Origin of the sequence: Acutalibacter sp. 1XD8-36, from assembly GCF_009917525.1 — a bacterium.
In the GTDB taxonomy this organism is placed as follows: domain Bacteria; phylum Bacillota; class Clostridia; order Oscillospirales; family Acutalibacteraceae; genus Acutalibacter.
In genome coordinates, this window is record NZ_QZDU01000008.1 from 76,410 (window position 1) to 92,032 (window position 15,623).

The 15,623-nt window shown below is 55.2% G+C and carries 18 protein-coding genes; all 18 read right to left on the reverse strand.

Annotation, left to right across the window (positions count from 1 at the left end):
• Positions 1 to 16: 16 nt before the first annotated feature.
• The 18 genes from D5270_RS12460 to D5270_RS12545 all read right to left on the reverse strand — a co-directional run bounded on the left by D5270_RS12460 (position 17) and on the right by D5270_RS12545 (position 15,590).
• Positions 17 to 760, reverse strand: coding sequence for a flagellar hook-basal body protein (locus D5270_RS12460; protein ID WP_166544415.1), 744 nt, complete (start codon positions 758 to 760; stop codon positions 17 to 19).
• Between the two features lie 16 nt (positions 761 to 776).
• Positions 777 to 1,535, reverse strand: coding sequence for a flagellar hook-basal body protein (locus D5270_RS12465; RefSeq protein ID WP_166544416.1), 759 nt, complete (start codon positions 1,533 to 1,535; stop codon positions 777 to 779).
• Positions 1,536 to 1,636: 101 nt separating this feature from the next.
• Positions 1,637 to 2,422, reverse strand: a complete 786-nt coding sequence (locus D5270_RS12470; RefSeq protein WP_166544417.1) for a sigma-70 family RNA polymerase sigma factor — start codon at positions 2,420 to 2,422, stop codon at positions 1,637 to 1,639.
• Complete coding sequence (gene flhA / locus D5270_RS12475) at positions 2,419 to 4,515, reverse strand: flagellar biosynthesis protein FlhA (protein WP_161473287.1); 2,097 nt, start codon at positions 4,513 to 4,515, stop codon at positions 2,419 to 2,421. The genes D5270_RS12470 and flhA overlap by 4 nt, the downstream gene beginning before the upstream one ends.
• Before the next feature lie 81 nt (positions 4,516 to 4,596).
• Positions 4,597 to 5,664, reverse strand: a complete 1,068-nt coding sequence (flhB, locus tag D5270_RS12480) for a flagellar biosynthesis protein FlhB (RefSeq protein WP_166544418.1) — start codon at positions 5,662 to 5,664, stop codon at positions 4,597 to 4,599.
• Positions 5,665 to 5,683: 19 nt separating this feature from the next.
• On the reverse strand, positions 5,684 to 6,457 hold the full coding sequence (locus tag D5270_RS12485; RefSeq protein WP_166544419.1) for a flagellar biosynthetic protein FliR: 774 nt from the start codon (positions 6,455 to 6,457) through the stop codon (positions 5,684 to 5,686).
• Between the two features lie 4 nt (positions 6,458 to 6,461).
• A complete protein-coding gene (gene fliQ, locus D5270_RS12490) occupies positions 6,462 to 6,719 on the reverse strand; it encodes a flagellar biosynthesis protein FliQ (protein ID WP_202612389.1) in 258 nt (85 codons plus the stop codon).
• A gap of 35 nt (positions 6,720 to 6,754) precedes the next feature.
• Complete coding sequence (gene fliP / locus D5270_RS12495; RefSeq protein WP_166544420.1) at positions 6,755 to 7,417, reverse strand: flagellar type III secretion system pore protein FliP; 663 nt, start codon at positions 7,415 to 7,417, stop codon at positions 6,755 to 6,757.
• A 22-nt stretch (positions 7,418 to 7,439) separates the two neighbouring features.
• On the reverse strand, positions 7,440 to 7,844 hold the full coding sequence (locus tag D5270_RS12500) for a FliO/MopB family protein (RefSeq protein WP_166544421.1): 405 nt from the start codon (positions 7,842 to 7,844) through the stop codon (positions 7,440 to 7,442).
• Positions 7,844 to 8,209, reverse strand: a complete 366-nt coding sequence (locus tag D5270_RS12505) for a response regulator (protein ID WP_161473283.1) — start codon at positions 8,207 to 8,209, stop codon at positions 7,844 to 7,846. The genes D5270_RS12500 and D5270_RS12505 overlap by 1 nt, the downstream gene beginning before the upstream one ends.
• Positions 8,210 to 8,267: 58 nt before the next feature.
• Positions 8,268 to 9,632, reverse strand: a complete 1,365-nt coding sequence (gene fliN, locus D5270_RS12510) for a flagellar motor switch protein FliN (RefSeq protein ID WP_330587530.1) — start codon at positions 9,630 to 9,632, stop codon at positions 8,268 to 8,270.
• A 13-nt stretch (positions 9,633 to 9,645) separates the two neighbouring features.
• On the reverse strand, positions 9,646 to 10,665 hold the full coding sequence (locus D5270_RS12515) for a flagellar motor switch protein FliM (protein ID WP_166544423.1): 1,020 nt from the start codon (positions 10,663 to 10,665) through the stop codon (positions 9,646 to 9,648).
• A 4-nt stretch (positions 10,666 to 10,669) separates the two neighbouring features.
• On the reverse strand, positions 10,670 to 11,599 hold the full coding sequence (locus tag D5270_RS12520; RefSeq protein WP_166544424.1) for an OmpA/MotB family protein: 930 nt from the start codon (positions 11,597 to 11,599) through the stop codon (positions 10,670 to 10,672).
• A 265-nt stretch (positions 11,600 to 11,864) separates the two neighbouring features.
• Positions 11,865 to 12,680: a motility protein A gene (locus tag D5270_RS12525; protein ID WP_166544425.1), complete on the reverse strand. Its 816-nt coding sequence runs from the start codon at positions 12,678 to 12,680 to the stop codon at positions 11,865 to 11,867.
• A 35-nt stretch (positions 12,681 to 12,715) separates the two neighbouring features.
• A complete protein-coding gene (locus D5270_RS12530) occupies positions 12,716 to 12,985 on the reverse strand; it encodes a flagellar FlbD family protein (protein WP_161473278.1) in 270 nt (89 codons plus the stop codon).
• Positions 12,986 to 13,088: 103 nt separating this feature from the next.
• Positions 13,089 to 14,435 carry a flagellar hook-basal body complex protein gene (locus tag D5270_RS12535; RefSeq protein WP_166544426.1) on the reverse strand — a complete coding sequence of 449 codons (1,347 nt, stop codon included), beginning with the start codon at positions 14,433 to 14,435 and terminating at the stop codon, positions 13,089 to 13,091.
• Positions 14,436 to 14,537: 102 nt separating this feature from the next.
• Positions 14,538 to 14,966 (reverse strand): flagellar biosynthesis protein, encoded by a 429-nt coding sequence (locus tag D5270_RS12540; RefSeq protein WP_243150356.1) that lies wholly within the window; start codon positions 14,964 to 14,966, stop codon positions 14,538 to 14,540.
• A gap of 21 nt (positions 14,967 to 14,987) precedes the next feature.
• Entirely contained in the window at positions 14,988 to 15,590 is a 603-nt protein-coding gene (locus tag D5270_RS12545; RefSeq protein ID WP_161473276.1) for a flagellar hook capping FlgD N-terminal domain-containing protein, read from the reverse strand.
• Positions 15,591 to 15,623: the final 33 nt, after the last annotated feature.

Here is a 15,623-nt window from a genome sequence, read left to right on the forward strand (position 1 = left end):
CCTCCAGCCTATATAATTATCTGCGCAAATCATTCACCGTTGTCTCAATCTCGTCAGAGGTCTGTATCATTTTCAACGCGTAAGTGAAGGACCGCTGAGATTCTATCACCTTTGATATTTCGTTTGCAAGGTCCGCGTTTGACTGCTCCAGCTTGCCCTGGACCAGCTTGCCACTGCCGACCCTCAGGCCGCCGTTTTTCTCAATGGGCACAAAACGGTTCTCACTGACGCTGAGCATTCCGTTGGTGTTCACAAAGTCAAAGATACCCACCGGCAGCATTTCAGCCATGTTCTGGGAGTCGTCGGCGTCCACCTCTACAAGCCGCCCGTCGCGGCCCATTACAAAGCGCCCCAGTCCGTCCGAGAGATACCAGCGGGTCTCCATCTCCCCGGCCTCGTTCTCAAGCATATACTGGGACATGGTAAAGGAGCCGTCCCGGGTATAGGTGTACTCTCCGCTTGAGGGCTCCCACAGTGCGAAGAAGCCGTCGCCGTTTATGGCGTAGTCCAGGGCCCTGCCGGTGTCGGCAAAGCCGCTCTGGTGGAAGTCCGTGTCGGCGGACACCATGTAGGCGCCGGTGCCCCGGGGCATTTCGTCCTGCTGGGCGCCCTGGATATAGGCGTACATCAGGTCGGAGAACACCGGGCGCTTGGCCTTGAAGCCGTAGTTGTTTATGTTGGCTATATTGTTGCCATGGACATTCAGGCGCTCCTGCTGCTGCCAGGCCCCCACTGCCGCTGTATAAAAGGATTGGTTCATCTAACCCTGTGCCTCCTTACTGTAATCTGCCCAGGTCGCCTGAAGCATGGCTCATTACCTGGTCATACATCTTTGTGAGCGTCGCGGAGCTCTGGTAGGCCCGCTGGGTGCTTATCATCTTTACCATCTGCTGGGCCAGCCCCACGTTGGAGCGCTCCAGCATACCGTGGTGCAGGCGCACCGTATCGGCCTCCGGCTGGGCCCCGCCCGGGTCAAACATGCCCATCGGGTCCTTTACAAGGCCCTCGGTATCCTCAAACACATACACACCTATCTGGCCCAAAAAGCCGCCGTTTTGGGTATACATGCGCCCGAAATCGTCCGTGCTTATCTTATCGGTCACAAGGGCTATCTCCTCGCCGTTTACGTCAAGCACGCGCCCGTGGTCCGGCAGGCTCAGATACCCCTCCTCGTCAAGGGAGAAGTCACCCGCCCGGGTGTAGCGTATGCCGGCGTCGGTCTGGATGGCGAAGAAGCCCCGCCCGTCGTCGTCTATAGCAAAGTCCAGGGGCATGCCTGTCTCGTCGAAGCTGCCCTGGGTATAGTCGGTGTAAAGCTGGCTTGGAACGGTGGCATAGCTGCGCTCGCCGATATCTATAAAGTTCTTGTCCTTGTTCCCCACCAGGCTGTACATTACCTCGTCGAAGGTCTGCCCGGTGAAGGTGTCCACCTTAAAGCCGGTGGTTGCCACATTTGCCATATTATTGGATATAACATCCAGGTGCTTGCCGTGGGTTATCATTCCGGAAGCTAGATTGTAAAAGCCGCTAAACATAAGTATTGTCCCCCATACATTGACTTATATATGATTATACCACGATTCGTGGCTCATTGCACTAGGTAAATCAGATTTTTTTGAGAAAATTACAAATTTTTTTACTCCCCGCTGAGATACTTTTCCATCAGCACCTTCAGCTTCTGTACCGCCCGGGCGTGTATCTGGGATACCCTTGGTGGGGTGATGTCCATTACCGCCGCGATATCCTTCATCTTCAGGTTCTGCTCATAGTACAGGGAGAGCACCAGCTGCTCGTTCTCCTTCATGGTGCTGATGGCCTGGGCCAAGGTCTCAGTGAGCTCCTCATTCATGAGCTTCTGCTCAGGGGCGCTCTCGGCGCCGCCCTCTGTGCCCGGGTCTGAGGGCCATAGGTCGCTGCTGTCGAAAAGCTCCTGGAGTGAGAGGATATTGTGCAGGGAGGCGTTGGCCATTGCCTCCTGGTACTCCTCCATGCTTATCCCCAGTCGCTCAGCCACCTGGGCCTCGGTGGGTATCTGCCCTGTCTCGTTATAGAGCTCGGTAGTCGCCCGCTCTATCCGCTGGGCCCGCTGGCGCACTGTGCGGGGCACCCAGTCCTGCTGGCGGGCAAGGTCAACTATCATCCCCCGGATGCGCTTTGCAACATAAACCTCAAAGCGGCCCCGCTCCGGGTCGAACTTGTCGACGGCCTCGGCAAGGACTATAAGCCCCTCGTTTATTATGTCGTCCAGCTGGGTGAAACTGCAGAAGACTCCCCTTATCTGCAGGGCAATGCTCTTTATGAGCCCCGTGTACCGCATGGCTATTTCCCACTTGAGCTGCTGGTCACCGCTCTCGCGGTATATTTCAAACAGCTCCTCAGTGGTCATGTCTTCATAGTTTTTGCCTGTGGCCGCGGGGGTCATGTTGCCACCGCCCTTCTGGCTGCGGGCTGCTGCATTGTGACGTTGCCAAGGGACTGTATCTGCACCGTGCCCACTATCTCACTGAAGGAGAGCACGTAGAGGTTGGCGAAATACTGGGACAGGAGCCTGCTCAGATATATGCGCACCACCTGGCTTGTAAGGAGTATCGGCGACTGGCCCAGCTCTGCAAACTTTGGCATATGCTCTGCAAGCTGGGTTATCAGGGCCTGGATAAGGTCGGGCTCCATGGCAAGGTAGATACCGTGCTCGTTCTTCGTGAGGGAGGCCACAACCCGGCGCTCCACCTCGGCGTCAAGTGTGATGGCTCTAAGCTGTCCGTCCTGGCAGAAGCGCCGGGTGATGGTACGGCTCAGGGCATTTCGCACGCTCTCGGTAATAAGGTCCGGGTCCCTGGTGGTGCCCATTGCGTCCACCATGGTCTCCAAGATTGTCTGCATATCCCTGATGGGTATGCCCTCCATCAGCAGATTGCGAAGGACCTTTTCAAGCAGTGCGTAGGATATAACTGCCGGACAGGCCTCCTCCACCAGCTCCGGGGAGGTCTTCTTCAGGTTTTCCACAAGCTGTATGGTCTCTGTACGGGTCAGCAGCTCGTGGGCGTACTTCTTTATAGTTTCAGAGAGGTGGGTCAGGATAACGGACAGGGGGTCTATGACCGTGTAGCCGTATATCTCTGCCATCTCCTTGTTTTCAGGCAGAATCCACCTGGATGGAATACCGTAGGCGGGCTCCACCGTCTCTATGCCGTCTATCTCACCCAAGGGCTTCGAGGGCTCCAGAGCCAGGTAGTAGTCCACAAGGATTTCGCCCTTCGCGACTTCCTCGCCCTTCACCTTTATGGTGTACTGGTTTGTCCCGATAACCGAGCTGTCGTGCATTCGCACCGTCGGCACCACAAAGCCCATCTCCTGGGCGTACTGCCGCCGGAAGATAACTATGCGGTTTATGAGTTTGCCGCCGCTGCTCTCGTCCACAAGGGGTATCAGGCTGTAGCCCACCTCCATCTCAATGGGCTCCACCGCAAGGAGCGGGTATACGTTGCTCACATCCCTGTAGTAGTCGGCCTCCTGGGGCGCGGCCTCGGGCTCCACCTCCTGGGGCGCGGCCTCCATGGCCTCCTGAGCCTGGCGCTCGGCGCGCATTTTCCGGCTGAGCAGCAGACCGCCGGTTATGAGTATCGCCGCCACAATGCCCAGGGCAACGTGGGGGGTGTTTGGCATTAGGGCAAGGAATATCAGCGCGGCTCCGGCGGTTATAATGGCCCGGGGCTGGGCGCTGAACTGCTTTATCATGTCGGTGTTCAGGCTGCCGTCGGACACCGAGCGTGTGACTATCATGCCGGTGGCTGTGGAAATCATCAGGGCGGGCAGCTGGCTCACAAGGCCGTCACCGATGGTGACTATGGAATACTCTGAGAAGACCGTACCGATGTCCAGGCCCCTATAGACCATGCCCATGATAACGCCGCCTATCAGATTGATGGCGGTGATAATAAGGGACATGACCGCGTCGCCCTTGACTATCTTCGTGGCGCCGTCCATGGCTCCGTAGAAGTCGGCCTCCCGCTGTATTTTTTCCCGGCGCAGACGTGCCTCCTGCTCGTCGATAAGGCCGGTGTTAAGGTCCGCGTCAATAGCCATCTGCTTACCGGGCATGGCGTCCAGGGTGAAGCGCGCCGCGACCTCAGCCACGCGCTCGGCGCCCTTGGTGATAACGATAAACTGCACCATGACGATGATGAAGAAGATGATGAAGCCTATGACTACGTTGCCGCTGGTAATCAGGTTTCCGAAGGCGGCGATAACGTCTCCCGCATAGCCGTCCCAGAGTATCATCCGCGTGGATGATACGTTCAGCCCCAGACGGAACAGGGTGGTGATAAGCAACAGGGACGGGTATATGGAGAACTCAAGGGTCTCCTTAATATTCATGGTGATAAGCAGTATCACGATAGACAGCGATATGTTTATTACCAGTAAGACGTCCAGCAGGAAGGCGGGCAGAGGCAGGATAAGGAAGAGCACTACGACAACTACGAACAGTGAGATAGAGTTATTCAGTATCCGCTTCATCTGCTTTCCTCCTTCCGCAGGTTTTGGTTGATGGTTTCAGTCAAGATAAATTTATATGTCATATATATTGTCACGGCCTAACTATATGGCCAACCTGTTTTCAAGTTTATAGACGTACACTAGGACCTCCGCCACGGCGGCGTACAGGTCTGGGGGTATCTCCTGGTCCACCTCAGCCTGGGCGTACAGCGCCCGTGCCAAGGGGACGTTCTCGATTATAGGCACCTTTGCCTCCTCCCCCTTTGCCACTATCCTTGCCGCTAGCTCATCCTGGCCCTTTGCCAGCACTTTAGGCGCTGAGTCCACGCCCTGCTTATATCTCAGGGCCACGGCAAAGTGGGTGGGGTTGCGGATGATTACGTCGGCCTCAGGGACCTGCTGCATCATCCTGGACTGGGCCATGCTCCGCTGGACCTGCCGTATGCGGCTCTTAATCTGCGGGTCGCCCTCGGTCTGTTTGTACTCCTCCTTTATCTCCTGCTTTGACATCTTCATCTGGCGCTCATGCTCCCAGCGCTGGTACAGATAGTCGAAGAAGGCTATCGCAACGAAAGCCACGCATACCTGAAGGAGCATATTGTATATGGCCTCAAGAAAGGTCTTGCAGGCAGAGCCGATGTCGGAGTACATGAACCCGGAGGCTATGCCCATAAGGCTTATCAAGCTGTTATATATGAATAACATCAGGATGGTAATCTTTATAAGCCCCTTCAGCGCCTCAACTATGCTGCGGAAAGAAAACAGCCGCTTAAAGCCGCTTAACGGGCTTATCTTACTGAATTTGGGGCGGATTATCTCTCCCGCCACAAGAAATTTGGTCTGGGCGAAGGTCGCCGTCAGGGCCACTAAAGCCGTTGCCAGAAGCATTGGGCCTGCCGTTGAGACGAAGACTTTCAGCCCGGAAAAGAGCAGCTCACCCATATAGAAGCTGGGGTCTGTCTCCATTGTGCCTATTGCAAATCCGGAGCACAGAGTAAAGAAGTTTGTGAGCTGGTTCACAAAGGTATCGAACATAATGCGAAGCATCACCACGCTGCCTATAAGCGTTGAGACCGCTATAATGTCCTGGCAAAAGAGGATATTTCCCTTCTTTCGTTCGTCCCGCCGTCGTTTCGGCGTTGCTTTTTCGGTTTTATCCTCACCCGGCATACGACCACCTCACTTTCGCCTATCCCCCCATAGCCAGGGCTATGGCCTGCTCGACCTCCTTTAACATGCTGCTCTCCATGCTGAGCAGAAACTCGCTCATTGGGGCCAGCAGGAAGTAGAGCATAAACAAGCCCACCAGCACCTTCAGTTCGATGTTTATGGCAAAGACGTTTATCTGGGGGATGGCCTTCATAAGTATCCCCATTCCCACCTGGCCCATCATCTCCGCCCCCAGCACAGGCAGGCAGAGCTTCATTGCCAGCAGCGTGCAGTCGATAAACAGCACCACCACCCTTTCAGCAGCCGCCGTGCCCAGGGCCGCCTGGCCGAAGGGAACAACGCCGCCTGAGTCCAGCATCAGCCGCAGGAGCGTGTGGTGCCCGTTGGCTGCAAAGAAGATTAGTATGCTGAAGATGTTCAGGACGTTTGCGGCAGGTGTCGCCTGCCCCTGAAAGCTGGGGTCGTAGGTCTGGGCCATTGCCATACCCATCTGCTCGTCCATGATATGTCCTGCGTAGGCGGGGACGAACAGAAAGATATTCATAATGACGCCCACCAGGTATCCAACTCCGAGCTCCAGTATCATCCTCACCGCGAGCTCCAGCAGGGTCCCGGGCATTGGAGTGAGCTCCCCCTGATACGTATAGCTGACCGCCACCGCCAGCACCAGGCTGAAGCCAGCCTTAAAGATGTTCGGCACGTTAGTGCGTCCAAAGAATGGATTGAACAGTATAAACCCTGACATACGCACCGTGATGTACAGGAACAGCGTCAGCCTATCCCAATCCAGCATGGCCCTACCCCTTCATCAGCTCGAACAGCTCCATGGTGAAGGCCTGAAGGTTCGACATCATCCAGCTGCCCCCCATAATGAGGAACAGCACAACAACTATGAGCTTCAAAATAAAGGAGATGGTCTGTTCATGTATCTGCGTCACGGCCTGGAGGATGGCCACGATAACGCCCACCACCATGCTCAGAAGCAGCATTGGCGCGGCAAGCCTTATCACCACCCCGACGGCGTCCCGGAAAACGTCCACAACCGGCAGATCCATATATCAGCCACCTCCTGTTCCTTTCTGTATAGTCCCTATTTTACCGTCTGTATAAGTGTGGAGAACACCATCTCCCAGCCGTTTATGCTCACAAAGAGAAGGAGCTTAAAGGGCGTGGATATCATGGATGGCGGTAGCATCACCATGCCCATTGACATGAGGGTGGAAGCCACCACTATGTCTATAAGCAAAAACGGTATATAGAGATAGAAGCCTATTTCAAAAGCGTGCTTGAGCTCGGTTGTGATAAAGGCCGGGATTATGGTGCGCAGGGGCAGGTCCACGGCTGTCTCCGGGTCCCCGGGGCGCTCAAGCTGGGCCATATCGCAGTACATATTCAGCGACGACGGCTCTGTGTTTCGGAGCATGAACTCCTTTAGGGGCTCTTGGGCCAAGTCGAAAAACTCCTCCTGGCCTATCTCCTCGTTCACATAGGGCTCATAGGCTATCTCGTTCACCTGGTCTATCACCGGTCCCATGGTAAACAGCGTCAGAAACAGGGCGACCCCCACCAGCACCATATTAGGCGGCGTCTGCTGGGTGCCCATGGCGTTGCGCAAAAATGAGAGCGCGATAACATACCTGGTGAAGGAGGAACACATTATCACCAGCGATGGGAGCAGTGTGATAAGGGTGGTAAGGATAATGATTTCCAGCGCCTGCACGCTGTCCCCATTTATATTGACTATTCCATCCATAGTTTCAGGCAATCTATCACGCTCATTTCTTTTTGGGCAGGTTACTCTTCAGCACCTCAAGAAAGCTTGGCACCTCAGTGACCCTCTCCTGTTTTTGCAGCCATTCGGCCGCCTCCTCTTCCTCAAGCTCGGTCAGTACGGTTATGCCTCCCCCGGTCACGCCAAGTAACAGGCAGCGCCGGTGCAGGCGTACCAGCACCAGCCTCTCCCCCTTGCCCAGGCTCAGCTGCCATAGTATCTGCAGCTCACCCTGGCCCTGTATCCCCCTGGCCCAGCCGGGCAGTCCCCTCTGACCGATGAACTTTGTCACCCAATAGGCCAGGAACAGTATTAGTATGACCGTCACGAGCATCCCTATAAGGGAGAAGGCGTTGCGGTCAAGGGTAAGGGTCCTGAAGGCTGCAGAAGGCCGGACCGCGGCACACATCAGGGCGCGCCGACGATAGAGGTGACTGTCTTCATGATTCGGTCGGACTTAAAGGGCTTGACGATAAAGTCCTTGGCCCCGGACTGGATGGCCTCGATAACCATGGCCTCCTGGCCCATTGCGGAGCACATGACGATGTTGGCTGAGCCGTTCTTGGCACGCATGGCCTTGAGGGCCTCCAGACCGTCCATATTGGGCATGGTGATATCCATTATCACCAGGTCCGGGTTGATTTCGGAGAACTTCTCCACAGCGTCAGCGCCGTCAACCGCCTCATAGAGGTCCGTATAGCCGTTCTTCGTCAGGGTGTCCTTGATGACCTTGCGCATGAAAGCAGCGTCGTCAACCAGTAAAATCTTTGCCATAATGTTTCATCCTCTTTTCATATGTTTTTGCGACATGATTTGTCAGCGGTTTCACATTTTACTTGCCGGTGATATCCTCGATTTCGGGCCGCTTGATTATCTCAGTGACCCTAATGCCGAAGTTGTCGTCTATCACCACCACGTCTCCCCGGGCAATGCACTTGCCGTTTACGAACAAATCCACCTGGTCCCCCGCCAGCTTGTCGAGCACCACCAGTGAACCCTTTGAGAAGGAGAGTATCTCCTGCACACGCTTCCTGGTGCGCCCGATTTCCACAGTGACCTCTAGGGGCACGCCCATAATCAGGTCCAGGTTCTGGCTCTGCTCCTGGGACAGCTCCTCGCCGTTTTCCAGCCTCGGCATGGAGGGCTGGGTCGTGGCAATCACCTTTGGCTCAGGCGGCTGGGGCGGGTAATATGGATAGCCCGGATAGGGCGGGTAGTATGGATAGCCCGGATAGGCCTGCTGGCCCTCCTGGCCCGGCATGGGCATCATGGGCGGCATCACAGGCATCTGTGCCTGTGCCCCTGGCTGAGCCATTGGTGGCTGCTGCACTCCGGCAGGCGTTGCCGGTGCTGCCGGAACCTGCGGCGCCGGTGTAGCGGCTGGGGCGGAAGCCCCAGCTCCTCCCGCCAGAAGCTTCTCTATCTCCTCCTGACTCATCTTTCCGCCGCTGTCTGCAGGGGCGGGGGCCGGTGCCGGAGCAGGTGTGCCCGCTCCGCCGCCAGCCAGGAGCTTCTCTATCTCTTCCTGGCTGAGCTTGCCGCCCTCTGACGGTGCGGCAGGAGCAGGTGCCGGAGCCGGGGCGGGTGCTGCTGGAGCTGGGGCCGGCAGAGGTTCCATATCCTCGTCGTCAAGGCCAAAGCCCTTTACCAGCTCTTTCGCAAGCTCAACTGATATGACATTCATAAACTCGCTCTGCAGCTGGTCCTCTATGCTGAGAGCGAAGCGCACTACAACTATCGGGCCCTCCTTCACGGGCATCCTGTCCCGCTTCATGGCCTCCTGGTCGTACACATCAAAGGTCTCAGGAGTGGAGATGTTTACCACGCGTCCTAAAAAGTCCGAAAGGGCCGTGGAAGCCGCGCCCATCATCTGGTTCATGACCTCGCATACGGCGCTGAGAGTCAGCTCATCCAGCTCGAACTCCTCCAGCGGTGTGTCGGTACCCATTAGGATATCAACTATTACCTTGATATCGCTCATGCGCAGCAGCATAATATTGCTGCCGTCCAGACCTGAAACATACTTGATTTCCACGCCCACCGCAGGCTCAATATCGCCCAGCTCAAAATCCTTTACATCAACCACCTCGACCGAGGGCGTAGTGATATCGACCCGGTGGTCTAACATGTTGGAAACTGCCGTCGCCGAAGATCCGAGACTGATATTCATGATCTCACCGATGGCATCAATCTCCATAGGTTTAAAAACACTATTGCTCATTTACTACTCTGTCCCTTCTTCCGGCGTTATGGTACACCTCTTTTATCTTCACGGCCAGCTTTTTATCGCTGACCCCCATCAATCCGTTAAACCACCGCTGCCCGCCTACATAGAGGTTTAGGGTGCTGTCCTTCTTCTGGTTTAAGTCTATCACGTCGCCTACATTGAGCCTGTACACGTCGTCCAGCCGTAAAGTGGTCCTAGCAAGCTCTGCCCGTATCTCCAGTGTAGACTCACGCAGATTGTCAAATATCTCGTCTGAATGGTCCTCGCTGTTGCTCTTCTTGCTGGCGCTACCCGCGTTTATCTGTGTAAATATCTCCATAAGCACCGCCTCAGGCAACACTATGCTGATACTGCCCTCCACGTTGGAGAAAGCCACCTTCATGTCAATCAGCACCACTGTCTCCTCAAGGCCGATAAGCTGCACGAGGGTCGGGTTGTTCTCCACACGGCCGAACTCGAACTCAAGCTGTATGTAGTTCTCCCACGTAATACCCATCATGCTGACAAAGTCCTTCATCAGCACCTCAAAGAGCTTAAGGTCCAGCTCAGTGTAGGTGTAGTCGTCCGGCAGGCTGTCTACGTCGCCGTTGCCGCCTGTCATACGGTCCATCATGCTCACCATAATCGGGGCTGCGGCATAGAAGAGCACCGGAGTCTCCTCCATCTCCTCCTTGAGTATCAGGTGTGCCGTTGTGAGCACGGCGCTGTCACTCAGGGCGTTGGAGAACTCGAAGTACCTCTGCTCCTCCACGGACTCCACACTTATCTCGCAGGTGGCGTGAACAAGGCCGTTTATCCTGGTAGTCAGCACCCGGGAGTAGTTGTCGAAGATACTGCTCAGCATCTTCAGCCTATCCTTTGTAAACTTCCGTGGGCTGCTGAAGTCATATTTCCTATATTTCTTTTCCTGCGGTTCCTCCTCTGCCGGGGACGAACCTCCCCCGCCGCCGTTCATGGAGTTCAGCAGGGCGTCTATCTGGCTTTGGGATAATACCTCTGGCATCCGATTAACCCTCCTGACCGCTTGAACTCGGCGCGCTGCCGGAGTCGTCCTCAGTGGGGGCGGAGCTCCCGGCGTCATCCTCTTTCAGTGAGCCGCCCTCGCGCTGGGTATAATACTGCTCCACCGCATCGCCCAGCTTATTCCCAAGGTCCTTGCCTGTTATGGTCATCTCAACGCGACGGTTCTCCTTGCGGTGCTCGTCATCATTCACCGCTATAGGCCTATGCTGTCCGTAGGACTGCCCGACAATCCGGGCGGGCTCTATACCGGGCTTGCCGTCGCCGGTAGGCCGGCACAGCTGCTGCAGGTAATAAGTCACCTGTGCCGCACGTTCAGCAGAGAGCATCCTATCCCCCTCAGGGTCGTTTTCCTCATTGGGGTCGGCCTGGGCTGTATGGCCGGATATGCGTATCTCGTCTATGGCCGGGGCTGCCGCTTTAAGCACAGGTCCCATATTGTCAAGGAGCGCCTTGCCCTCAGGCAGCATATCGTATTTATCCGGGTAGAAGAACACCGTGTCCACCAGTGACAGGAACACATACCCGTCGCCTTTTGTTATTTCAATATTCTTGCCGGACTCCTCTATGTACTGCTTCAACTGGTCATAGAGCTGGTCCACCTGCTGGTTTATCTGCTCCTGCATCGCCTCCTGAGCTGCCTCAAGAGCTTCCTTTATCACATCCGGGTCGGCAACGCCCGGCTCCTTGTCATTGGCCTCTGCAAAGGGGCCATGGCTGTCGCCGGCCTCAATCTCTGTCTCCGCCGGAGTAGCGTTGGGGTTGAAGCTCTGTACCAGGGCCTTCCACTTGTTTTCATCAACTGTGGACATAGAGTAGAGCAGTACAAAGAAACACAGCAGCAGGGTAACCATGTCGCCATAGGTGTCCATCCAGTTCGCGCCGCCGCCTTCGCCGCCGCCGCTCTTCTTTTTCATGTTGACGTGACACCTCCGTTTCTTCTAAGACTTCTAGCTTGCTCCCATTTAAACGCCGTTCAATACCGCTTCGCTGTACATGGGCCTGCCCATGTCCGGCGAAGCGGCACTCGAAGCCGCCAGGCCTGGGCCGCAGGGAGCGTTCCATCGTGTTATTATACCAAACATACCCCCCTCGCGTCAAGTACCACGGGGAAGCTTTTGAAGGAAACTTTTGTTACGTATATTACCGCATACACAAGAGGCTGTATATTCCGGCTGAATATCAGGCCTCGCCGGAGCCGCCCGCGCTGTTTGCCAGCTTCTCCCTCTGCTTCTGGGCAACGAAGGTGAGGAGCTTCTCACGCAGCATTTTGGGGTTTTCACCGGCCTGGATACAGGTTATGCCCTCAACGATTATCATTTTATTGAGGACCTCCTCGCTGTCCCTGATACGCAGGTTGTTGGCGACCGGGCCGAACACCATATGGGCCAGGATACAGCCGTACAGGGTGGTGACAAGGGCCACGCTCATGTCCGCGCCGATGTTGCTGTCGGAGGAGGTGGGGTCCATGTTCTTGAGCATGTTTATAAGGCCTATCAGCGTGCCCACCATACCAAAGGCCGGGGATACTGCCGACGCCTTATCATAAAGGGCCGCCGCGGCGTTATGCCGGTCGGACATGCACTCTATGTCGTTTTCCAGGGTTGCGCGCACACGGTCTGGGTCGTTGGCGTCCACTATGAGCATGATTGCCTGCTTGAAGAAGGGGTCCTCCTGCTCGCCGGCCTTCTCCTCAAGGGCAAGCAGTCCGTCCTTACGGGCTATCTGTGCAAGGTCCACCAGTGCGTCTATAATGGTCTCGGGCTTCTGCTTGGGGTTCTTGAGCATAACGGCAAAGTGCTTTGGTATGCTCAGGAAAGTCTTCAGCGGGAAGCTTGCCAGCACGATGGCGACGGAGCAGCCGATAACTATCATAACGCTGGGGCCGTCAACGAAGTTTCCGAGCTTCCCAAACTCGTATGGCGGGAATCCGTTTGCCATGCCCAGCACCATAACTATAATGGCGACCACAAGGCCTATGAGATAAGCTATATTCATTGGTCCTTCACCTTCATTTCCTTATTCCCAGGGCTTTATCGTCTGAAACCCGGCCGCTGGGTAGAACTCCGTGCCGCGGGGGCCCCGGAATTTGGGTTTTCATTGATTGTCACAGTGCGGTGCACGTCCATGACCTTGGCGTTATAGTCGGCAATGCGCGCAGTGATGTCCTGCACAGTCTCGAGCACCAGGTAGAAGTCCCGGTTCATCATGACTATCTTCGTCTCGGGTATCAGCTCGATACACTCAATCTGCAGGTGGTTCACCAAAAACCGCTCGCCGCTGGTCTTCGTGAGCATTATCATAGATAACTCCTCCTTATATCAGCCGGCCCGCCGGAAGGGCGTCCTCTGCGCCCTCCCCGGCCCGGCATTTGTCCCTTTACATCATATTAACAGCTTATTAAGCTTAGCGCTTCATGTTCACCAGTTCTTCGAGCATACTGTCGGTAACGGTAACGATACGCGTGTTGGCCTGGTAGCCGCGCTGTACCATAATCATATTGCTTATCTCGGTAGCAAGGTCAGTACCCGAGCTCTCGAGGCCGTTGCTGATAAGTTTTGTACTGCCGGCAGAACGGATTGCTGTTTCACCCTCAATGGTTTTGCCTCTCTGGTCTTCAGGAATGAGGACACCATCTTTGTCAAACATATAGAACATACTTGTCGGGTCGCTGCTATTTACAACTGCGTGCCCGACGGAAGTTAAGCTAACTCTTCCTGCGCCGCCCAATGCCTGATAGTAATGCCCATCAACATGTGTAAGACCGTTAGGATTTTCCACCTTAGCAATGGCGATGGAACCGACAACAACCGCCTCGCCACTCTCTGTTGTACAGGTAATACGCCCTGTATTTTCATCAATGCTGACACTGTCCTTCACAATACGGCCGAATCCTTCATCTGAATCAATGATTTGTCCGTATGTCGCACTTCCGGGGTCCATATCCCACTTAGGATATGACGCGCCGCCATCAGCATTAGCCATGGGTATACGTATGGCTGTAAGTGCCGGTGCTTCAACATACTGCTCCACCACCGTTACTGTAAAGTCAGCCAGTGTCTGGTCTGCTGGTGCTGTCGCTCCATCTGCTAATGGCTTCGGTGTCAGCATAACAACCTGGTCTTTATCGTTGACAAAGAACTGTGGCTCAGTTGCAGCAGCAGTATAAGCATCTTTTATTTCATCCGCTGTAAGCTTGTCAAGCCGTTTAAGTTCGTCAACACCCTTCGGGTTGTCTGGGTCAGCAGCATTTTTATTACCAAATGCCACAGCTGCCTTATATGCCGGACTTTCGACTGCCAGAAATCCATATACAACCTGCCCTTGCCCATCAACTAGATAACCCTGATTGTCAAACTCCAGGTTGCCAAGACGAGTCAAGTACATATCTGACAGCTCTTTATTTCCTGTCGTTGTACCAAATGTCGAGCCTTTGTCACCCACAATCAACATACCGTCGCCATCAATCATAACATCGGTTGCATGACCAGTCGGAGTATAGTTCTTGGTACTCATATCAAGGTCTATCGTACCTATAGAAGAGCCATATCCAACCTGCGCGGGGTTCTTACCGCCCAACTGATTTGAGCCGTCGCTGCCGCCGCGTACGCTGGTATAGAGAGCCTCCAGGAAGGTGTAGCGGGTAGCCTTATAGGCGTTGGTGTTTACGTTTGAGATGTTCTGGCCGATGACGTTCAAAGCGCTCATATGAGCCTTCAGACCCGACACGGCCGCATACATAGCTCCTGTCATTAGTTCATGCTCCTTTTCTTTAACGGCGGGGTACGGCGGCAGACCAGTCGGGCCTGCCGCCCAAACCTCCCGCGCCCGGTGCTCCGGGCAGGTGGGTCCGGTTCAGATTAAAACCGCGCCGTCAATGTTTGTAAAGATATTCTCCTTCATCTCGTCCTGGTTCATGGTGGTTATCACCCTGCCGAAAGGGACGTTGATGATGAAGGCCTGGGTGGCGTTAAACGCCAGGATGTTCTTTGCGCCCTTCTCCTGTGCCTTTTCCACAGAGCCGGAAAGCGCCTCCATTAGAGCCGGGGTCAACTCTATTCCCCGCTCCTGGGCACGGCTCATTGCGTGCTTGGAGAAGTTTATAACCGATTGTACCGACTGCTCCGGGGCCTCCTCTTCTGGCGGCTCCGGCGGAATCTGGGGCTTGGGAACAGCGCTCTGGGCCTGCAGCATCATCTGGCCGAAGCCTGAAGCCGGGGACGCGCCCTTTTGGCTCTGCTGCTGCCGGACCGCTCCCTCTATGCCCTGTACGCGGTCAATCATACCCCTCATCCTCTCTGCTTTTTAGGGTGTTGTGCTCTCTCCGCCCTCCGGCTTATCCCCCGGGTCTGTGTCCGGGTCCGGAGCCTCTGGCTTACCGGTATCGCCGGTATTTTCACCGCCTTCAACCTTGTCGTCCTCGCCTTCACCTTCGCCCTCGTCGGGAACCACGTCGTCCTTTATCTCGGGCAGGCGTCCCACAGCCAGAATCTGGTTTAGGTAATAGCTCTTGTCGTTATCCAGGAAAATGACCTGCTGACCGTTCAGGGTGCCGGTGCCTATAACCGTGCCCACGGTTTCCACCATTTCCTTATTTACCACCTCGCCTATGGTGACCTCCTTGCCCACAAGGGACGCGGCATAGGTCAGCACGGTGGAGTCGTCTATAAGGGTGCTGATGTTTGTGATGGCCTGGACCACGGACATCTGGACAAACTGGTTCATCATGTCTGTGGTAGATGCTGCGTTGTCGATGTCCTGGTTCTGGAACATTGCCACCATCAAAGTCAGGAAGTCGGTCATATCCAGGCTTGAGCCGGCCTTCTTGTTGGTGCTCTGGGTAGCGTTCTTTACCGGCGGCGCAGTACCCAGAATATTGGCAAGGTCGTTCATACCAGCATTTGCCATTATATCACTGCCTTTCTGTAAAAAATTCTCTTG